The 21766-nt window shown below is 53.7% G+C and carries 19 protein-coding genes; all 19 read right to left on the bottom strand.

Annotated features, from left to right (window positions below; translation table 11 throughout):
• A partial coding sequence (locus D779_RS22055) for a tetratricopeptide repeat protein (protein WP_157726299.1) occupies window positions 1-1829 on the bottom strand: 1829 nt, incomplete at its 3' end.
• Complete coding sequence (locus tag D779_RS02370; protein ID WP_081763282.1) at window positions 1804-4158, bottom strand: tetratricopeptide repeat protein; 2355 nt, start codon at window positions 4156-4158, stop codon at window positions 1804-1806. The genes D779_RS22055 and D779_RS02370, both read right to left, overlap by 26 nt.
• 79 nt (window positions 4159-4237) lie before the next feature.
• On the bottom strand, window positions 4238-5083 hold the full coding sequence (locus tag D779_RS02365) for a cephalosporin hydroxylase family protein (protein ID WP_332307736.1): 846 nt from the start codon (window positions 5081-5083) through the stop codon (window positions 4238-4240).
• 13 nt (window positions 5084-5096) lie between these two features.
• Entirely contained in the window at window positions 5097-5975 is an 879-nt protein-coding gene (locus D779_RS21485) for an NAD-dependent epimerase/dehydratase family protein (RefSeq protein WP_081763281.1), read from the bottom strand.
• 36 nt (window positions 5976-6011) lie between these two features.
• Window positions 6012-7235: a class I SAM-dependent methyltransferase gene (locus tag D779_RS21480; RefSeq protein ID WP_081763280.1), complete on the bottom strand. Its 1224-nt coding sequence runs from the start codon at window positions 7233-7235 to the stop codon at window positions 6012-6014.
• A 32-nt stretch (window positions 7236-7267) separates the two neighbouring features.
• A complete protein-coding gene (locus D779_RS21475; RefSeq protein ID WP_081763279.1) occupies window positions 7268-7825 on the bottom strand; it encodes a dTDP-4-dehydrorhamnose 3,5-epimerase family protein in 558 nt (185 codons plus the stop codon).
• Entirely contained in the window at window positions 7822-8901 is a 1080-nt protein-coding gene (gene rfbG, locus D779_RS02350; protein ID WP_043748780.1) for a CDP-glucose 4,6-dehydratase, read from the bottom strand. The genes D779_RS21475 and rfbG overlap by 4 nt, the downstream gene beginning before the upstream one ends.
• A complete protein-coding gene (gene rfbF, locus D779_RS21470) occupies window positions 8883-9656 on the bottom strand; it encodes a glucose-1-phosphate cytidylyltransferase (protein ID WP_081763278.1) in 774 nt (257 codons plus the stop codon). The genes rfbG and rfbF overlap by 19 nt, the downstream gene beginning before the upstream one ends.
• A gap of 16 nt (window positions 9657-9672) precedes the next feature.
• Entirely contained in the window at window positions 9673-10353 is a 681-nt protein-coding gene (locus D779_RS02345) for a hypothetical protein (RefSeq protein ID WP_052347717.1), read from the bottom strand.
• A 39-nt stretch (window positions 10354-10392) separates the two neighbouring features.
• A complete protein-coding gene (locus tag D779_RS02340) occupies window positions 10393-11631 on the bottom strand; it encodes an FkbM family methyltransferase (protein ID WP_157726298.1) in 1239 nt (412 codons plus the stop codon).
• Between the two features lie 141 nt (window positions 11632-11772).
• The gene (locus D779_RS22050) at window positions 11773-12123 is read right to left on the bottom strand and encodes a hypothetical protein (protein ID WP_157726297.1); all 351 of its coding nucleotides are present in this window, start codon (window positions 12121-12123) and stop codon (window positions 11773-11775) included.
• Between the two features lie 44 nt (window positions 12124-12167).
• Window positions 12168-13427, bottom strand: a complete 1260-nt coding sequence (gene flgL, locus D779_RS02335) for a flagellar hook-associated protein FlgL (protein ID WP_043748776.1) — start codon at window positions 13425-13427, stop codon at window positions 12168-12170.
• 19 nt (window positions 13428-13446) lie between these two features.
• Window positions 13447-15642 carry a flagellar hook-associated protein FlgK gene (gene flgK, locus D779_RS02330; protein WP_043748775.1) on the bottom strand — a complete coding sequence of 732 codons (2196 nt, stop codon included), beginning with the start codon at window positions 15640-15642 and terminating at the stop codon, window positions 13447-13449.
• Window positions 15643-15717: 75 nt separating this feature from the next.
• A complete protein-coding gene (gene flgJ / locus D779_RS02325) occupies window positions 15718-16743 on the bottom strand; it encodes a flagellar assembly peptidoglycan hydrolase FlgJ (protein ID WP_043748773.1) in 1026 nt (341 codons plus the stop codon).
• 6 nt (window positions 16744-16749) lie between these two features.
• Complete coding sequence (locus tag D779_RS02320; protein ID WP_043748858.1) at window positions 16750-17937, bottom strand: flagellar basal body P-ring protein FlgI; 1188 nt, start codon at window positions 17935-17937, stop codon at window positions 16750-16752.
• A gap of 33 nt (window positions 17938-17970) precedes the next feature.
• A complete protein-coding gene (flgH, locus tag D779_RS02315; RefSeq protein ID WP_081763285.1) occupies window positions 17971-18660 on the bottom strand; it encodes a flagellar basal body L-ring protein FlgH in 690 nt (229 codons plus the stop codon).
• 20 nt (window positions 18661-18680) lie between these two features.
• Complete coding sequence (gene flgG, locus D779_RS02310; RefSeq protein WP_043748766.1) at window positions 18681-19472, bottom strand: flagellar basal-body rod protein FlgG; 792 nt, start codon at window positions 19470-19472, stop codon at window positions 18681-18683.
• 50 nt (window positions 19473-19522) lie between these two features.
• Window positions 19523-20266: a flagellar basal body rod protein FlgF gene (locus D779_RS02305; RefSeq protein WP_043748765.1), complete on the bottom strand. Its 744-nt coding sequence runs from the start codon at window positions 20264-20266 to the stop codon at window positions 19523-19525.
• Between the two features lie 99 nt (window positions 20267-20365).
• Entirely contained in the window at window positions 20366-21733 is a 1368-nt protein-coding gene (gene flgE, locus D779_RS02300; RefSeq protein ID WP_043748762.1) for a flagellar hook protein FlgE, read from the bottom strand.
• Window positions 21734-21766: the final 33 nt, after the last annotated feature.

The following is a 21766-nucleotide window of genomic DNA, read 5'->3' as shown; positions in this document are numbered from 1 at the left end:
GCCGTGACCTCGACCGCCTCGCGGTCATGATGCTCCAGCAGGGGCTCGAGAAAATGCCGCGAGGAATGACAGCGAAAATCCGGCGAGACATACCCCACGCGCAATCGCCGCCGGGGATCGGAAAGGTTCGCATGGGCCCGCCAGTTCGCCCGATGTGCTTGCCCAAAGCGCCGATCGAATTCCCGGTAGGCCGCATAGATCTCTGCTCCCGATTTGTCCGGATGGTAATTGAGATTGAACAGCAGGCCACTGTGGGCAATGAGCATATCCGACTTGATCGTCAAGGCATGCTCAAGACAGGCGACAGCCTTATCCAGTAAACCCAACCGTCCGAACACATTGCCCAAATTGACATGGGCATCGAAATACCCCGAATTGATCGAAAGCGCGGTCTCCAGACGAATTCTTGCCTCCTGGTAACGACCCTGCTCCATCAATACCAGTCCAGCATTATTATGGGCTTCGGCGAATTTGGGCTTGATGGTCAAGGCCCGATCATAGCATGCCAAGGCATCATCATATCGGCGTCGCTCCTGCCAGATGTTACCGAGATTACCATGAGCTTCCGCAAGATTCGGATCTAAAAACAAGGCGTGAAGGTAATGCGCCTGAGCCTCGTCCAATCGTCCGAGATCTTGGAGAACCAGTCCGGCATTGTTGTATCCCTCGACATAATCCGGCTTGGCGCGCAATGAAAGCGAATACTGCTCGAGCGCTTCCTCGAAACGCCCCATCTGCCTCAAGGCGTTACCTAGGTTATTGTGCAATACAGGATCGGCGGAATCTATTTCCAAACCTCGAAGGTAACAGCGGCAAGCCTCCTCGTTACGACCGAGCTCAAGATTCGTATTGCCGAGACTATTGAGGATCGTCGTATTCTCGGACTCGAGTTCGGACGCCCTCATCAAATAGTGGATCGATTCCTCCAGACGGCCTAGACTGCGCAAAGCTCGCGCCATCGACTCATGAAGACCGAGCAGATTCGGGTTGTATCGATTGGCCAGACGATAGACGTCCATCGCCTCGTCATGCCGCCCATACCGCTCATAAACATGACCAAGGTTATGATAAGCCTCCGCGAAATCGACCCTGAGTTCAACCGCCCGGCGCAGACTTTCCAGCGCCTCATTCAAACGACCGAGGGTTAGAAGCGTGGTCCCTCGATTATTGTGAGCCTCGGCAAAATTTGGGTTGATACTCAATGACTTGGTGTATACCTCCAGAGCCTCGCCCAGACGACCGGAGAGCTTGTATGTATTGCCTAAACTATTGAGACAGGCAGGATCGTTCGGGTCGAGCAAGAGAGCACGCTCCAAAGCGGACAATGCATCATCTGTACGCCCTATTTCCAATAGCACGATTCCCAAGACCTTCCATCCGAATGCATGGTCTGGATATGCCATGGTCAGTTGTCGGGCCACATCCTGAGATTCCGACAAGCGGCCTTGATTGTATATTCGTATCAAGGCTTGTTGTTCAGCCGCAGAGGCAAACAAGGTGAGCTTTTCGCCTGGTTCATCGATTGCGTCCAGGCCAGCTTGATCCATGAGTGTCCGAGCTTCTTCATATCGAGCGGTCTTTATTAAAATATCGACCAAGGAACGCCGAAATTCCACACGTTCTGGTTCCAGTTCGAAGGCTCGCCGCAGGTGTCCCAAACCTGATTCTACACGCCCCCCCTCGATTTCGATCTTTCCTAGATTATGATGTGCCTGGGCCTGATTTCCGTCGATCGCCAAGGATGCGCGATAGAGGTTCTCAGCGACCTCCGCGCGTCCCGCACGCTGATGCTCGATAGCTTGGCTACAGAGTAGCCTTTCGTGGGTCAAGTTGCTTATTCCCCGTAGTCATCGATTGACGTAGAGAGCCCTGCTCACCCTCGCACCAACGTCGCCACATTCCACGATAGGCATCCTCGATTCGGCGCGTAAAGCCGATTTCGTCGCGCCATGGCCCTTCCTCCAGTTCTGAGCGCAAACGTGCCCGAATACCGACCAAGCGAGTCATGTCTGTCGCAAGCGCAACAGCTTTATCGACATAATCGTTTTCGTCCTTGGCTATCCACTCTGAATGATTGGCACCAAACAACATCATACTTCCAATACGCCCCACACTTGGCCGCTCAGCCAAAGTGATAAAAGGCACCCCCATGAAAAGCGACTCGATCAAAGTCGTACCGGAATTGTGCGGAAAACAATCCAAACCGATATCGATGCGACGCAGGACATCCCAAGGCGGACTGTGATAACCGATCTCAAGGCGATCTACCCCGATATCATGCGCTGCAAAACGCTCGGCCATTGCCGATTGCGCCTCGGAGGTAACGAAATCTCTGCTATCGATCAGGATCTTGGCGTTAGGCAATCGTTTCAATATAAGCGCCCAGACGCGGATGGTTCGATGATTGATACGAATTCCACGAGTCAATGTTCCGAATGTGACATGGCCACGTCGCAGAGCAGGCAATGGACCCACCTCACCCATTCCTTCCGTTGGTCTGTAAACCATGGAAGGGACATCGATTCGCCACGGTTCCTCGGCAAACAAGTGTTCCCCGGATGAAGGTAGCATCACCTCATCTGTCAGGAAATAATCGATGGCGCTCAGCCCCGTCGTATATCCGTATCCCATCCAGGAAACGGACACAGGAGCGGGTCGGAGCGCGAAGACGCCCAGCCGGTTGTTGGCTGTATGTCCTGCCAGATCGACGAGGATATCGATCCCGTCAGCACGAATCCGATCGCCGACTTCAGAATCCGTTAGACCAGAAGTCGGCACCCAGCTATCTACATAACGGCGATAGCGTAGAGTGACCTCGTCCTCATATGTCTGTTCTGCGTATGCGGTAATCTGAAAATTAGACCGGTCATGCCTCGCTAGCACAGGTTCAAGAAAATTCCGCGCAGAATGATTTCTGAAGTCTGGAGATACATATCCTATTCTGAGTATTCTCGCTGGATCTGGATCGTTGGCATGTCTCGGCCAACTCGAACGTTGAGGATCGACGAAAAGTCGATCGAATTCCTGATATGCGGAAAATATTTCTTCAGCTGATTTATCGGGATGATAATTGAGCGCAAATAGACGATTAGAAACCAATGCGTGTTCCGGGTTCGGGTTCAGTCGCAGAGACTCGTCGTAAGCCTCGATAGCTTCATCCAAACGGCCAAGCTCCTGAAGAGCGCCACCTAAATTACTGAATGCTTCAGCATATGTTGGATTGATTTCCAAAGCACGACGATGAGATGCTTCCGCCTCGCTCAGTCGGCCGAGCAATTTGAAGACCGCTCCAAGGTTATTATGAGCCTCTAAAAGATTGGGTTCCAAGGCTAAGGCATTCTGCAAACTCTCGATCGCCTTCTCTAGCTGGGCACTATCTTTTAAGGCAACACCACGGCTGTTGTGTGCAGCAGCATATCCGGGATTTATTGCCAAGGCTCTATCGAAGCAATCCAGCGCCTCCTGAACCCGCCCCAATTTAAGCAAAACATTGCCAATGGTATTGAGACACTCCGAGTCAGCAGGCTCTATTACCAGCGACTGCTGAAGCATTGACAAGGCGTTCCTATATTCTTGGCGCTTAAAAAGGATCGTACCAATAGCCTTCCAAGAAAAAGCAGATTGAGGATAATCATTCGTCAAACGCCGAGCTGCATTTTCCGCCTCTTCCAGCCTCCCCATGGTCATGAGGCTCACAACCTTTTCCTGCCTCGCCAAGGGTATTCCCTTCTCTTTCGGCTTGGATAGCTGCGGGGCAATATATTCAGCGCGCTTGGATACAGACAACCTAAGAGCGGAGAGAGACGACACATCCACCCCCAGAGCAATCGCTCTATTTATAATGGAATCGGCCTCATCGAACCGTCCAGCGATCAGTAGCCCTTCAGCCAGCGAAATCCAATAGCCACCCATTTCTGGCGCCAGTTCCAAAGCACGCTTCAAATTGCGCAGACCTTCATCCAGGCGGTTACTCTTGAGATGCAACAATCCTAGATTGTGATACGATTCCGCATGCAGGTCATCCAAAGCCAAAGATGCCCGATAAAGATTCTCGGCAACGCTTAAGCGTCCAGCTCGATGATGTTTTAACGCCTCGTCACAGACAAAAATAGCTGCGTTAGCTGAATCTTTATCGAAATGATTGTCGCCTTTACTCATATGCAGACAACCTGAAACAGTCTCTGGCTCATTTGACAACGCATCGATTACTACCTTATTGTCGACGATTTAACACGCTTCACTCAGCGCCGACTCGTTTCAAATATCCGCCTGATGCCACAGTTATAACGAGCTTATTTTCTATCGCGTCATCGATCACGAACTCAGAATTGCGAGCTAAATATTCTCGAACAGCAGACTTAGGGCTATTGCCAGGTCCCCATGGCCGATCAGGATACATATCACTCGAAAAATCCTCGATAATCGTATCGAATACGATACAATAACTACCAACGCTTGTCAGAGGAGCATAGGCATCGAGTTCCGCAAGAACGTGATCGTGAGTATGCATTGAATCCAGACAGACCAGGATGCGGGAATACTCAGACGCAATCTCTCTCACCTGATCGATAATGTCCTTTTCGATGCTCGACCCCTGAATCATCATAATACGCGATGACATAGGATGAGCTTCTATGGCATTACGATTGTGCTCACGAATGTCGATATCGATACCTAATACTTTCCGCTTAGGAAAGGCCGGATCCAACACGCCCCCCGTCTCGACAGCTTCAGCATAATCCAACAAAGCCAATAGTGAAGCGCTCAAAATGAGCGACCCCCCATGAGCGATCCCTGTCTCTATGATAAGATCTGGTTTGACAGACCATATCAACTCCTGAACTGCAACCATATCCTGTGGGTATTGAATGATTGGGCGGCCCAACCAAAAATAATTATAGCAATATTTCGGTACAGTAGAGGCGCGAAGAAAATCTCTGCCTGCATCTAACAGCGGTCTATTCTCTTTATTTGCCTTGACGCGTGATACGACTTCCTGCTCGAATTCAGTCATGATTACATCCCCCTTCACTCGATCATGTGGTAAGAAATCATTGCGATTTTCAAGCAACTCTGCGTTCATCCGCACGATCGATTCAATGATTCAATAGATCGACAAGACCTTCTCGAAAAGGCGTTCGGGGTACCCACCCCAATTCACGGAGCTTGGAACTGTCGCCCAGAAGCAATTTTGGCGCATCATTACGATTTGATGCCAAGTCGAGTACCACAGATGGATCGGCATCACATCCCAGCCCGAGCATAACGACCACATCTCCTATCTTAATCGGCTCTCCGGAACTGATGTTATAAGCCCCTTGAACATCCGATAGCAACAAGGTAACGAATCCCTCGGCCACATCCGAGGCATGAATAAAATCTCTATAGGCATCAGCATTCACGCCGAATGGCTCTTGGCAGCCTCGGAACACACGTATCAATGATGGAATCAAGCGCTCGTCTGATTCTCCTTTCCCGTATGGTTGAAACACCCTACCCCAAGAGCATGTTGCCCCATGCCCCTCACATACGGAACCAATAAGCCTGCGTGTCGCGTCTTTGGCAATCCCATAACTCGTCGCCGGTTTGAGCGGGGTCAGGTCCTCTTTACAGTAGCCATAAGCCCAATCGTATTCCGCACAGGTACCTGCAACGACGACCCGACGGCCACCAGCTAGACAAAATTCTTCAACCAAATGAACGCTAGCTTCGGACCAGCGAAGGTTGAGTGGTGAAGACCAGTATCTGCCATGCTCGGTATACCAGGCCAGATGCAATAGATGAGTAACCCCTGTTTTCTGACAGAGTTGCAGAATATTCGGTTTTTCGAGCAGGTCGACCGCCACGTAATCCACAGCCGCATCCAATTCAGGCCGATTACGCCCGATGCAAAGCGTTTCTATTCCGCGACGGACCAAGCATTCTAGAACATAGGCACCGAGAAACCCTGTCGCTCCTGTCAGAAGAATTTTCATATCGAAATTTCAGTGCATGATTTAACAATATTCCAATCAAACAACATCAAGTTGAGGTATAGCGGTTACGAATTGCCCGTCCCAGGCTTTGATATACTCCAACTGATCCATGATTTCATTACGCAAATTCCAGGGAAGAATCAGGATAAAACTCGGTTTTTTTTTCCTGATTATCGCTTCGGTGACGATAGGTATTCGACTCCCTGGGAGATATTTTCCCTGCTTGGACACGGCGGCATCGCATACGCAAGGGAGCAGGTCAGCTCGAACGCCGGCATAATTGATCAAGGTATTTCCTTTGGCTGCCGCGCCATACCCTACCACTTGCTTACCGGCACGTTTTTGCTCGATCAAAAACACCAAGAGGTCATCTTTGATACGGTCAGCATGCGCCTGAAAACCTTGATATGTCTCTGATCTCCGCAAACCAAAACGACACTCCTCTGACAGCACCTCGTTCACAGTCGGCGATTCAGGGCGGTCGTCCTCGGCATGGCACCCATAAATCCTGAGGCTCCCGCCGTGAGTAGACAGCTCAGAGACATCCCAAACGCGCAAACCAGCTGCTTGGAATATCTGAATCACACTAGTGAGAGAGAGATATGAATAGTGCTCATGATAGATGGTATCGAATTGCGCCCCCTGTATCAGTCGCAAGAGATGTGGGAATTCGAGAGTAATGATACCTTTCGGTTTCAGCGCCTGTTTCAGGCCTTTTGTGAAGTCGTTGATGTCGGGCACATGCGCGTAAACATTATTCCCGATGATGAGGTCGGCTTGGCGCCCCGATACGGCGAGCTTGAGCGCAAGAGACTCGCTGAAGAAATCCCTCAACACAGATATTCCCAATCGTTCGGCCGCATCAGCCGTGCTTGCCGTAGGCTCGACACCAAGACACTCTATTCCTCTGTCAAGAAAATGTTTAAGCAGATAACCATCATTAGATCCCAACTCGATCACCAAGCTGCCTGGGCCGTATTGAAAACGCTGAATCATATTTTCGGTATATCTCGCAGCATGCGCGACCCAACTGGGCGATGTGCTGGAGAAGTAGGCATAATCCTGTGTAAAAAGCTCCTCTGATCGAGTGTAGTCCTGTGTCTGAACAAGCCAACATTGCTCGCATACCAGAACCCGAAGCGGATACCTGATCTCTGGAGCATTGAGATCGCAAGCCTTGAGATAAGCGTTAGAAGGTGGACATGTCCCCAAATCGATAAAGGTAAGACGAAGGGGTGCCTTGCAGTGGCGACAGTTCACGGATGGCTCGAATATGATTGTACGATTCTAATCTAAAGACCCTTGAACCCATCTTCTATGAATGGATGCGAGGCATCTCGAACGGATATATCGGTCAAGGGTAGCGGCCAGGGTATGGCCAATACAGGATCTTGAGGATGAAGCCCTCCTTCGAAGTCGGGCGAATAGTATGCTGTATGCATATAAATCAACTGACAATCGCCGGTCAGAGTTTGAAAACCGTGCGCGCATCCCTCTGGAATGAAAAATGTTCGATGATTATCCGAACTCAGACGCTCTGCGTGCCATTGTAAAAAGGTTGGCGAATCGGCCCGAACATCAACGGCAATGTCATAAACCTCTCCATAGATACAGGAAACGAACTTTGCCTCGAGAAATGGAGCATATTGATAATGTAGTCCACGAACAGTTCCTCTGTGTCGCGTATAACTATGGTTGATCTGCACGATCTCCTTTCCTTGTGTCAATATCTGAAGATCTTGCGCACAGAACAAGCGTTCTAGATAGCCTCGTTCATCTCCGATCGGCCGGCGGTCGACGATGGCAGCACCTGAAATTCCAGTGTTCCGACAAAGGAAACGACTGTTCATATTCCTGGCCCGTCAGCGAGATAGCATTCGATCTGATCGAGCGTGACTAGAGCCATATCCTCACCCAGACGCCAAGCCTGATGCCATTCGAGCGTCTTATCCAATGCCTTAGCCAAGTCCCAATGTGGACTCCAGCCAAGTCGGTCATGTGCCTTCGCGCTATCGAGTTTGAGAATCGAAGACTCATGGGGCTGCTGATACGCGTCCATTTGCCAAGACAGACCAGATAGCTTGGAGCAAAGATAGTCCACGACCCATTCCACCGATCGAGTATCGACATCATGAGGCCCGAAATTCCATGCCTCAGAATTTGCAGGCCCCTGATCGATCAGCGATCGAGCAAGCAGAAGATATCCTGCCAGAGGTTCGAGAACATGCTGCCAAGGACGAAGCGCTCGCGGAAAGCGAATGGACACTATCTCACCGGCCTCGTGCGCCCTTAAGATATCGGGCACCAAGCGATCTTTCGCCCAATCACCACCACCAATTACGTTTCCGGCTCGAGCGCTGGCGATATGTATGCCAGCATGACCGAGAAAGCTATCACGATAGGCATTGACGACCAGTTCAGAGCAACTTTTACTGCTGGCGTATGGATCATGTCCACCAAGACGATCCGTTTCGCGATACGGCCATATCCACTCTTGGTTGTCATAGCATTTATCTGTTGTCACGACGACAACTGCGCCAACGTCTCCATTGCGTCTCACTGCATCGAGAAGGTTGACCGTCCCCATGACATTGACGGCATATGTGTCGACCGGAGAAACATAGGAAACACGCACCAAAGGCTGAGCGGCCAAATGGAAAACGATTTCAGGGGCTGCGATTCTGATTGCCCTGTCTAAGGCTTCCGTGTCGCGAATATCCTGGATGAAATGACCCGACAAATGCTCGGAGAGTCTCGATACGTCGAATAAAGAAGGACAAGAATCCGGATCGAGGGCATAGCCGAACACACGCGCGCCCATTTTTGACAGCCAGAGCGCAAGCCAGCCTCCCTTGAAGCCTGTATGTCCAGTCACGAATACCCGCTTACCGTTCCAAAAGGATTTGCTCAATTCCAGCATTTCCATGGGGCACGATTAGTCTTCCAAAGATCCTCGAGCTGATTCTTGTCGCGCAAGGTATCCATTGGCTGCCAGAAGCCATAATGTTCGAAAGCCATTAGCTGTCGCATGCCTGTGAGCCTGGAGAGTGGATCCTCCTCCCAGCTGGTATTGTCGCCCTCTATTAAATCTAGACATTTGGGAGAGAGCACGAAAAAACCACCATTGATCAAACCTCCCTCTCCACGTGGCTTTTCTACAAACCCCGTTACTTCGATTCCCTTTTTTTCAACAGCTCCATAACGGCCAGGAGCCTGAACAGCTGTTATCGTGGCCCAACGTCCATGACTGACATGAAAATCGATGAGAGAGCGGATATTGACATTACTGAGACCGTCTCCATAGGTAAAGCAAAACGACTCATCATCCTTGATATAATCAGCTACGCGCTTTAGCCTGCCGCCCGTCATGCTATGAGGTCCCGTGTCTACCAATGTAACCCTCCACGGCTCAACCTTACGTTGATGAACCTCCATACGGTTGTTCGCGAGATCGAAGGTAACATCAGACATGTGCAAAAAGTAATTCGCAAAATACTCCTTGATAATATAACCTTTGTATCCACAGCAAATAATAAAGTCATTGACGTCGTGACTAGAGTAAATTTTCATGATATGCCAAATAATAGGCATGCCACCTATTTCTATCATGGGCTTAGGGCGCAAATGTGATTCTTCCGAGATACGCGTTCCAAAGCCACCAGCCAGGATGACAGCTTTCACTATCAGCCTCCCTCACTTATCCGATCATCTTCCAAACCGATATATTTTGCTCATTATTCGAGCAAGCATCCATGACACCTGTTTCCGAGACCATTATCGGCTGCCCTGACTTCAGTTTTAGCAGCTTGACGCGGCGATCCGATTCCAGATCATGGTTCGGATTAGGCATGAGCTTCTGCAACAGGCCCAGATCATTATGAAAAAAAGATGAATAATCTCGCTTTTTCTCAAATGCTTCTAGAACGGATGCCTGAACCCATTGCCCCAAACCTTGGCGGGGGATACGCTCATCGAATTCTGGTATAGACGGCAGAAAGGGGCGATTGATATGAATGCATAAATTTTCATCGAGCGGCTCGGCAATCCATGGCATTTCACCAATAAGATCGCGGATTGCATCGACCCCCAATCGCCGCTCACCCAAATCGAACAAACAACGAATCCGTAAGAGCCAAGTAGCGATATGCCCGTCGCCTACCATTAAAAGATTATCGAGCCGATCACGGGATTCCAGCAAGCTGTTATACCGCTCAGCCAAATTCATATCCCCGTTCATCGACATCAAATACAGATTTAGCGAAGCCTCGTACTCAAACCAAAAGGCATCTTTCGATCGATCTGCAATCTGCCAGCTAATCAGCAATGGCTGAGCAAAAGGCAAAGAAGACAAAGCCTTCAACCAGAGATTGTAATGCATTGACACCTCCGCACTTGCCCCACACCATCACCATGGTTTTTAGATCATCAACCCACGCATTCGCAACATCTCTGCCCTCTCCTCTCCGCAAGCAAACAGATTGCATTTAGAAACATCAGCAGACCCTGTCGAATCGGATAGAACCAATGCATTCAAACCAGGAATCAAACGATATATATGCATTCTCAGTTCGGTGAACATCCCTATTAAATTTTCCGATATCTTATTACCCTCGACTCCAAACATGACAAGAGGACTATGCTTAGAAAAAAAGATAAGCCCACCCTGCATGATTTTGGCTTCGAAACCCTTGGCATTGATTCGTATAAAAGACAGGTCCGAATCATGCGGCCAGCTCACTTCTTTCGCAAGTTCATCTAGAGTCAATGACTTCACCAGTTGGGTAGACTGATCGCCACCCAGATCAGTGGATCTGAGGGCCGAGCACACCGGCATCTCGACCTCACCAGATTTATCGGAAATCACCTCGCAAATCACTGACACATGGCCATCCAATCCATTCTCGACGATGCTTCTGGCAAGCAAGCCAGAGGATATCCGATCCGGCTCCAAAGCTAGGACATGTCCCTTGCCTTGAATTATTTTACCCATCGTTAATGCATAGACTCCGTAGCCGGCGCCGACATCCAGCACGGACATACCAGGCTGAATATAACGCCTTAGCCAACCCAGCTCCGGCTCATACCAGTCTTCCTGCTCCAGCAGAACATAAGTAGTGACACAATGAATATCTGCCGGAACGCAAACTTTCACATCACCTTGAATATTGACGATGAAAGGCTCGATTTGGTCTTCCCTTTGCCCCGAGAGAGAAGAAGTCAGGGCTTCCGACAGGAGGAGGTCATGCGGACCACTAGTGCTTGTTTTCTCGACAGTCGCTCGACTCGAATTCTGGCTGCCGACACTACCCCCGATTCTCAGCAACAAATCGTCCATCAATGGTGATCGAAGACCATTGTTTTCAGCTCGTTCGATGACGTCACGCGCCTCTGCCGAACGTTGAGACAATAGCAGCGCCTCTGCCAATTTCACCCAATAATCCAGAACATCCGGCGCATTCTCTACCGCCTTTTTCAAATGCACCAGACCAGAGTCTATATGACCCGATTCCAACTCCAAAACCCCGAGATTGAAATTGGACTCGGGTTGTTCGGCATCCATCGCAAGTACTGCACGATATAACCAGCCAGCCGCCTCGCCTCGACCAGCACGGTGATGTTCCAATGCCTGTTCGAGAAGGCGTTCGGTATCGCTCACAGTATTTAACTCCGCGTCCGAGTGAAATGGCGACCGCTCACCATAACGAATAATATCGGGTTGGAAGCAGCACGAGACGAAGATTGCTTCCGATGAATATCAATTATTGCAAAACCAAGTTACCGCACAACCCAAGAATCATCATTTTCTCGAGCAAACTACGCCATAGAGATCTTCCAGCGAGCCTCTCCTCGCCACTTTTTTATTTTTCCCGCTGGATTTGAGTCGCTCTAACGAATTGGCTATCATTTCTTTTTCGAGTCTTCCTTTAGCAATAACGAAAGCCTCTGCCAAGCGAATAGAATCCAATTGATCAGAAAAGCTGGAAGCGACTTTATCAGAAAAGGACTTATCGGTTGATATTTTTCGGACAATCAATGCGCGATGTCGTTGAATTCTTTTTACCATCGCCCAGTCTCCAGCAACTGCAGCATCCCTCATCTGAAGCGTAGCGCCATTCAGATCGGAAACCAAGCGCGCAAGATTCGCCATGTATCGCCCCCTGACAACCTTTCACAAGTAAAACGACAATATATTCACATAAAATTGAACAAACTCATCCTGCCGACTTGTGCGAAAGTTTTCTGAGCAGCCTGCAGAACGATATCTTCCATTTCGAATCTGCTAATCGCTTCTGCATAGTCGAGATCCCGAACGTCGGACAGAGTGGACTCCAAGTCGAGCTGACGCTCAGCATTCAAGTCGGTCTGAATGTCTATCGCACTGAGCCGTAAGCCGACAGAGGTCCTAATTTCATTCATTCTGTCCAGGCCGGAATCAACATTCTTGAGCGCGATGGCGATTTTATCGGCCAGGGAATCTTTATCTGCATCTTGAGTCAAGGGTGATTCCAGTGCAGATGCAACAGCATCGAGCGTATCGAAAATATCGACGTATCGAGCGGGCTGAGAGACCACCGTATCACCCGCGGCAGGAACTCCGGTAAGACTTACGCTGCGCCCAGCGAATTCTATTGGAGAATCTTCGTCGAACTCTCCTTGAATAGGGTTTCCATCCTTATCCGTGACGGGCGCAGGGGGGGCTGAGGAATCGTAGACGGCATAATTCATCTTGGTCGTCATCGCATCGTATGTAAACTCAATACTGAAACGTTCACCAGAATGAAGATCATACTCCTCCGAATCCACGACCTTCGTCTCATCAACGACTAGTGTCCCGGTGTTGTGATCGGCCACAAGGGCCTCGATGATCTTGCCACTCTTCTCCGGGATATCCATGAAAACGGATCGACCGGTATCGCCAACCTGAATCGAGCGTGTCGCGCTGATAGCGACATCTCTGACAGCGCCCTCTCCATCGGCCCCCACATAAGAAACGACATCATCGCCGTCCGCAACGAACGGTTGAACGAAGGACTCCGTCCCTGAGAACAGATATTCCCCATTCGAATCCTTCGTATTTGCAAGACCCAATATGCCTTCTCGCAAATCACGAATCTCACTGGCGATGCTTTTTCTATTCTCGTCATTGTAGGTATCGTTATTGCCGAGGACAATGAGTTCTCGGGCACGATTCAGATAGTGTTCATAGGAGTTCAAGTGCGCCTCTTCCTGCTCCAATCGCGGCTGCGCCAAATCCACGTTGCGCTGATGCTGCTTCGTCGCGTTGATCGCCGCCAAGAGCTGTATAGACACTGTCGCTCCGCTCGGATCATCGGATGGCGTCAAGATCCTCCTCCCAGTCGCCATCTGCAGATTGGTATGGTTCAGGTTGGACTGGGCCCTCTGCATCGCCGAAAGGCCCGATTGGAATATCTGATTGCTCGACAGGCGCATATCCTTTCTCCAGACGTTGTCAGCCGACAGCGTTCAGAATCGTATCGAAGAGTGTTCTGGCAACATTAATCACTTGGGCCGATGCCTGATAGGCTTGTTGATAGCGAATCAGATCGGCCGCCTCTTCGTCCAGATTCACTCCAGACAAGGCCTCTCGCTTGGCCTGAGCCGATTCGAGCAAGGTCGCGCTCGAATCGCGCAGAATTTGGGCGCGTTCCGTTTGAGTTCCCACGCTCGCGATGATGTCCGTATAACCGCCTTGAATCGTGGTCTTACCCTCGATCAATTGCTTATCTTCTATATCCGACATCGCAAGCATGTTCCGATTATCACCTTCAAAGGTGTCGTTGCGACTGACGATAAAACGATCCTGATCATCTGGAGTGCCCGAAAGCGTCAATTCCCACCCATTGGCACTGATGGTCGTAATCCCGTCCTTTGTACTCACCGATGGAGTCGGAGAGACGGCAACCCAGGTATCGACACCCGCAACATCCTCCAGCGTCATCACCGAATAACTTGTCGTCGCCTCGTCATAGGTGACGAGCGCCTCCTTGAACAGGGTTGCAGAGTCCGTCGTATCGATCGCACGGACGCTATCGATCACCGCAGATCCGGTATTGAGCTCGCTAGGCTCGACCTTCACCGCTGCGGCAGCCGCGAGGTCGGCTGGATCCGTCATCGAAACCGACAGCTGCGAGGCCGCATTTCGGGTCGGCTGAATCAGCCAATTGTCGCCGCGCTCAGCCCCAGTGATCGAGGATGTGTCGATTCTGAGTCCATCTGCCGTAACCGCACCAGTCGGACTGATATCCCAAGAGTCGTTGTTAATCGCAGAAGTGAGCTCAGTGGTATCTATTCTCATACCCTCGCCGATCAATACATTCGCATCATTCGGGTCGGGAGCAAGCGCAATGACCGTGCTGTCGGACAAGCGTGTCAGGCTATAATTCGTACCATTATAATTCAGCGTATACCCCCCCGAATCGAAACTCGCAGGATCCGTCACTTCGACTTCCGGATCGTTGGTTTCGTTATTGGCGACATTATGCGCCGCTGCCGCTTCCGGAATCAGCGTCACATTGGTATCGTCGGAAAGCCGCTTGAGTTGATAATCCGTCCCGTCATAGATCAATCGATAATCGCTTGCCGTCATCGCAGAGGCTTCTTCGATGACAACCGCCGGATTTCCAGTCGCATCGTTCAAAAAATTGGAATTGACAGTCACCTCGGGCATATTGAATATATCTGTGCCGAGTTGACCGTCCATATCCAGCCCAAGCCGATTTTGCGCGTTGTAGGACTCCGCGATGTTCAGTGCAATCAAACCGAGCTCGTTCTGGGAACGATCGAGAAGATCGTTGCGAGCATCGACCAACCCCCCGATCTCCCCTCCGGAAATGAATCGGGTAATTTTGGATACGGCACCGGTAACTGATGATCTGACACCAATATCCGGATTCACCGGATCGCCCGACAGGTTGTCCACGACCAGCTCGTTCGCCGTCGAATTGACGACCAGCGCCTGCCCCGTCCCTATAAAGACGTTGAGCGCTCCGTTATCTTGAGACGTCACGCTGACATCGACCTTCTCGGCCAGTTTTCGCAACAGATTGTCACGCTGGTCGAGCAGATCGTTCGGCATCTCACCCACCGAACCCCCGGAGACGATCTGTCCGTTGAGTTTGGCCAACGCGGTGGCGTAATCGTTGATTTCGGCTACCGAGGTTTCGATCTGGCCGTTGATCAGGGTCCGCTGCTCTTCAAGCTGCCTGGCGATTGAATTGAACCGCTCCGCCAGGGACACGGACTCTTCCAACATGACGGTTCGCGACGACATGGAGGTCGGGTCGCTGGCGACATCCTGGGCCGAATTCAAAAAACGCTCGAGAACCGGTTCGAGCCCGGTGCTCTCGTCCGCGAACAGGGTATCCAGTTGCTCGGCCTGCGAGGCCAAGGCCGCTGCATAGGAGTGGTCCGTCAAGCTCGACCGCAGCGCAGTATCGATCAAATCGCTCTGCAGCCGCTGAATGGTGGAGACCTGAACCCCTGTCCCGAGATAGTTCCCGCCGAAATACTCGGGTTTATTGGCGTACAAATCGGCTCGTTGTCGACTGTAGCCTTCGGTCGAGGCATTGGAGATGTTATGCCCCGTGGTCGACAAGGCTGTCTGATGGGCCCTGAGGCCAGTGAGTGCGACTTGGAGTAGGCTCATAAGACCACCTTGCGGATGAAGTAATCAGGCGAAATCAGCGCGAACAACCGCATACGACTGCCCCTGACATCCTGCTTACACTTCGTTCGGACTATCGGCCGCAAACCTGGAGACTTGAGTCTCGAGCTCGGCCCCGAGCGCCATGACGCGATCGCGAATGCCCAGTACCTTGGACGCATAGCGTGGATCGGTCGCATAGCCGGCCGACTGCAGCCCACGGATGAAGTCCTCGGCATCGGTGCTTCGCAATGCATCACGATAGCGCGGATTGCGCCTTAGAAAGGCGACATAGTCGACGAAAGACTCGGCCGGATCGGCATAGGCGCGAAATTTGGCTTGCTCGCGCCGTGCCACACCGTTGCGATACTCCAGGGTGCCGACGCTGACCCGATCGCCCTCCCAGCTGCGGTCCGCCTTGATGCCGAAGAGGTTGTAGCTGCTGCTGCCATCGGAATGTCGCGGCACGTGCTTGCCCCAGCCCGTCTCCAAGGCGCTTTGAGCGAGCAGGATGCTGGTATCCATACCAAGCGCCTCGGCCGCCCGATCGGCATACGGCTTGAGATAGCCGACGAAGTCCTCCGGACTGGCCGGTGGCCACTGACCCGCCGATGGACGAACCGAAACCGAGTTGGCCGATGCCGTCTTTTCGACATCGCTCGCACTCTCAGACGTAGAGGCGTCAACTTGATGACGGACGAGCGGTCTGAGCGCCATATTCCGCTCGGGCAATTCCAAGGAAGAGGGATCGCGCTCGTCAGGATCCTCGGAAAATTGAGGGGCCAGCTGACGCACCAGGGCCTTGCGGATGCCCAAACCATCGCCCTGACTGATGACGCTGGCGATCTGCTGGTCGTAGAGATCCTGATAGAGCTTGCTCTGAGCCGAGTCGAGCATGCCTTCGCCGAACGAGGCGGCACGCATCTGTTTCAGCATCTGTCCGACCATCAATGATTCGAACGCCCTCGCGGCCGCCTCCAATCCGGCCTCACCTCCCTGCTTGGCGGTTCGCTGCAAGGAATGATAGCTGGCCGGATCGCTGACGAGGCCGGTCTGAACGCCTGCCTTGACTGCCGCGCCGGATAGGCTGGAGGACGAGATCATGGCGGATCAGATGACGACCAGGTCGGCCCGTAGCGCACCGACCTCGCGCAGCGCCTCCAGAATGGCGACCAGATCGCCCGGGGCCGCGCCGACCTCGTTGACCGCCTCGACGATATCGCCCAAGGATGTTCCGGGGGCGAAGAGGAACATGCGATTGTCGTCCTGCTCGATGTTGATATCGCTCTGAGGAACCACGGCGGTCCGCCCCTGACCGAACGGCTGAGGCTGAGAAACACCGGCATTCTCGGCGATGGTGACCGTCAGATTGCCGTGCGACACGGCCGCCGGCAGCACCTTGACCCCGGAACCGATCACGACGGTTCCCGTTCGCGCGTTGATGACGACGCGCGCGGGGGGCTCGGCGACCGCCACCTCCAGATTCTCGATCTGCGAGGCGAAGGAAACCCGCTGACCAGGATCGCTCGGCGCGCGCACCTCTACGGAAGTGGCGTCGAGCGGCTGGGCGATGTCGTCGGCATAATACTGATTGATGATATCGGCCATGCGGCTGGCGGTCGTGAAGTCCGGCTCCTTGAGGTTCAGGACCAGCGAGCCGCCGCTGGAGAACCCGCTCGGCACCTCGCGCTCGACCGTCGCGCCATCCATGATGCGCCCGACACTCGGGATATTGACCGTGATGCGGCTGCCGTCGGCCCCATCCGCGCCGAAGCCCCCGACCGTGAGATTCCCCTGAGCCATCGCATAGACCTGACCGTCGGCGCCCTTGAGGGGGGTCATCAGCAAGGTTCCACCGCGAAGACTCTTGGCGTTTCCGAGCGACGAGACGGTGACGTCCAGTTGCTGTCCCGGCTTGGCGAAGGCCGGCAGATCCGCCGTGATCATGACGGCGGCGACGTTCTTGGTCTGGGGGTTGGAGCCCGAAGGCACGGTGACCCCCAACTGCCCCAGCATGTTCTTCAGGCTCTGGACCGTGAAGGGCGACTGGGTCGTCTGATCTCCGGTACCGTTGAGCCCCACGACCAGGCCATATCCCACCAGCTGGTTTGTGCGCACACCGGCGATATTGGCGAGATCCTTGATGCGTTCCAGCCCCAGGTCCTCGTTGCCGCCGGATCCGGTTCTCAAGCCGTATTCGTCGAGCGGATCGTTATTGCCCGCGTGCACGGTCGCCACGCCGGACCATCCCAGGCAGGCGATGCAGGCGACGAATGCGAGCGATCGGATTCTCTTCATGGACATTCTCCGCTCAGGATTCGGACCGAGTCGTCAGATCGGCCAGAGTGGGCTGTTGAAGAAACGGGTCAGCCAACCGGGCGCATTGCTGTCGCGCAGGGTTCCGGTGCCTCCGTAGGAGACCTCGGCGTTGGCGATCTGGGTCGACTGGACCGTATTGGTGGTGGAGATATCGACCGGTCGAATGATGCCGCGCAGGCGCACGTATTCGGATCCCTGATTGATGCTCAGCCATTTCTCGCCCTGAATGACGAGATTGCCGTTGGGCAGGACCTCGGCGACCGTGACCGTGATATCGCCGGTCAGCGAGTTGCTTTGGCTGGAGTCGCCCGAGCCATCGAAGGTCCGCGATCCATCTCCTGAGCCCACCAGCAGATCGGCGCCGGCGAGCGTGCGCCCGGCCACCGAGATATCGCCGAGGCTGAAGTCGACCCCCGAATCCTTCGAGGTGCTGGTCGCCGACGACTTCTTGGCATCCGTCTTCTCGACCAGCTCCACCGTGACCAGATCACCGACGTGGCGCGCCTTGTAGTCCTCGAACAGCCCTTGCGACTGGGATGCCTGATAGATGGCCCCCTTGTTGAAGTCGGCCGGAACGGGCGCGATGGGGGCCACGGGGCGATATTCGGCGGAATCCCCGGGGCGGGGCGGATTGATGGTGCTGCAGGCCGCCAGCGACAGGCTCGCGGCCACACCCAGCAGAAGAGTCGTGAAGCGCATCATTGCCGCCATCCCCCGCTCGGCTAGCGGGCCAGGTTGTTGTTGACGAACTGCAGCATGCCATCCGCCGCGGCGATGGCCTTGGAATTGACCTCGTAGGCGCGCTGCGTCTCGATCATGTTGACCAACTCCTCCGCCATATTGACGTTACTGGTCTCCAAGGCACCCTGGATGACGCTGCCGACACCGTTCTGCCCGGGATTGGCCTGCTGAGCCGCGCCCGATGCGGCCGTTTCCAGATAGATATTCTCGCCCACCGGCTGCAGACCGGCCGGATTGACGAAATCCGCCAGCTGGATATTGCCCAGCTGAACGGGATCGACCTGATCCGGGAGCTGTGCCGTCACCGTACCGTCCTTGCCGACCGTGACGGTCAGCGCGTTCTCGGGAACCACCAGCCCCGGCTGTACGGCATAGCCATTGGACATTACGACCTCGCCGTTGGCGTTCAGCTGAAAGGAACCGTCACGGGTGTATCCCAATTCGCCGTTGGGCATGAGAATCTGGAAGAAACCACGGCCCTCGATCGCGATGTCGAGCGAATTCTCGGTCTGAGCGAAGCCACCCTGCGTGAACAGCTTCTCGGTCGCGACCGTGCGCACACCGGTTCCCAGCATCAAGCCCGAAGGCAGCTGGGCCTCCTGGGTCGCCTGGGCGCCGGGCTGGCGAATGGTCTGATAGATGAGATCCTCGAAAACGGCGCGCCCCTTCTTGTAGCCATTGGTATTGACGTTCGCGAGATTGTTCGAGACCACGGACATGCGGGTCTGCTGCGCGTCCAGGCCTGTCTTGGCGATCCAAAGGGCTTCGTTCATGATCGATCTCCGTGCATTTCATTCAGGCCATGCTCGCGCGGCGTCCGGCATCAACTGTTCGCCAGCAAACGATTGTGCGTTTTCTCAACATTATCGGCGGCTTCCATCATCTTGATCTGGGTCTCGAAATGACGAGACAACTCGATCATCTCGGTCAAGGCCGCCACGGTATTGACGTTGCTCGTCTCCAGCATGCCCGTGATGACCCGGACATTGGCATCCGCCACCGGCTCCTGACCATCTTGAGCACGAATCAGGCCATCCTCCGAGCGCTTCAAGGTCGCGAGATCGGGGTTGACCAGACGAATCCGATCGACGGCCGCCAGGGCATTGGGGTTGGAACCAAGGGGCCGAATGGTGATGGTGCCGTCCGTGCCGATCAGCAGACTTTCGTTGGGTGGAATGGCGATGGGGCCTCCACCATCGCCAAGCACGGGAAGCCCGCGGTCGGTCCGTAGAATGCCCGTCGGATCGATGTGCAGATTGCCTGCCCGGGTATAGGCCTCGCCACCGTCCGGTGTCTGGACGGCGATGAAACCCTCGCCCTCGATCGCGATGTCGAGATCGCGCCCGGTGCTCTGAAACGTCCCATAGCTGAAATCGATCACCTCGTCCCTGATCTGAACGTAGTCCCTCGAATCGTAGACCGGACCACGGTCAGGAACCGTATAGGCATCGCCGAGCGCCTGACGAAACCCATGGGTCGTCGCATTCGCCAGATTGTGGTTGTTGATGGCCTGCGCATAGGCCGTCTCCTTGGCACCCGACATGGCGAGATAGAGAAAGCGATCCATGGTATCGACTCCTGCAAGGCTGGCCGTCGCGGGACGATCCGGCGAACCGGACCCTCCGACGACGCGCTCAGTTCAACGACACTGCCAGAACGATTGGGGTTACTGGATATTCAATATCGACTGGGTGATGGTGTCGGCCGCGCTGATAGTCTTCGAATTCGCCTGATAGTTGCGCTGAGCGGTGATCAGATTGACCAGCTCGGTCGCCAGGTCGACGTTCGAGGTCTCCAGCGCCCCCCCTTGGATGAGGCCCAAGCTGCCTGTCCCAGGCGAAAAGATCACCGGATTGCCAGAGTCCGTGGTCTCGGCCCATGAAGTGTCGCCGATCTGCTGGAGACCCTGCGTATTGTCGAAGTCGGCCAGGGCCACCTGACCGAGCGGCAGCGCCCGGCCGTTGGAATAACGGACGAAGATCACACCCTCCTCGTCGGCGTCGACACCTGTGATGCGGCCGGTCGTGTAGCCATCCTGCTCCAGGCTGCTCACCGCGTATTTCTGGCCGTACTGAGTGGTGCCCGTGAGATCCAATTGGACGATATTGGTACCCGGAGTCGTTGGGGGGGGGATTGGCTGAGTCGGATCGTCCGTCCCGAGTGTCGCGCCATTCAAGGGCTCATAGTTGTCCATCTCGAACTCGAGATTCGTCAACGCGGGATTCGGGGTCGTTAGAACGCCATTGGTGTCAAACTCCATTGCGATCGGCGATCCGCCTGGAAATGTATCCGGATCGATGGCGCCATCCATTTGCACATGAGCTTGCCAGGCACCAGGGCCAGTGGCATCGTCCTTGATGAAATACAGCGTCACCGGGCGCGGGGTTCCCAATGAGTCGAAGATCGTAGTCGAGGTCGAAAAATTGTAGGTGTCCGGATTGTCGATTTCGAATCCACCCGCACCAGTAGCAGTTGGATCTATGGGATCCCCGTTTCCATCGACCGGCGTCGTGGCATCAGAGCGCAGGTTGATCTGCGCCGCGATCTCGGATGTCGCATTCGGTGGCGAATCGCCCAAATTGACCTGCATATCGGTTCTCAATCCGGTTCGGAAGGTGCTGTTCGGATCGCTGGGATCGACTGGAGGAAATCCCTGCAGGCGTAACGGAGGAGACCCGTTGTTCACGATATATCCCTCGCTATCGACCTGAAAGGCCCCGGCGCGGGTATAGACATTATCGTCGTTACCTGCGCTGTTCAGAACGAAAAAACCGCGCCCGGTAATGGACAGATCGAGACTGTTACCAGAAAACTCGAGCGTTCCCTGGGTGAATTGCTGAGTCGTCGCGATGGTGCGCACACCGGCACCCGTATTGGTGCGGCTGATGGTTCCATAGGAACGCGTGAATATATCGCCAAATTCAGCGCGGGACTGCTTGAACCCATTGGTCGCCACATTCGCGATATTGTTGCCAGTCACCTTGAGATCGGCCGCTGCCGCGGTCAATCCACTCAACCCGATGTTGAAAGCCATGAGATCACTCCTTCGTGAAGCCTTGGTTGTCAA

Origin of the sequence: Imhoffiella purpurea (assembly GCF_000585215.1) — a bacterium.
GTDB lineage: Bacteria > Pseudomonadota > Gammaproteobacteria > Chromatiales > Chromatiaceae > Imhoffiella > Imhoffiella purpurea.
The sequence above is the reverse complement of the archived record's forward strand: the minus strand, read 5'-3'. Positions and strand labels throughout refer to the sequence as shown.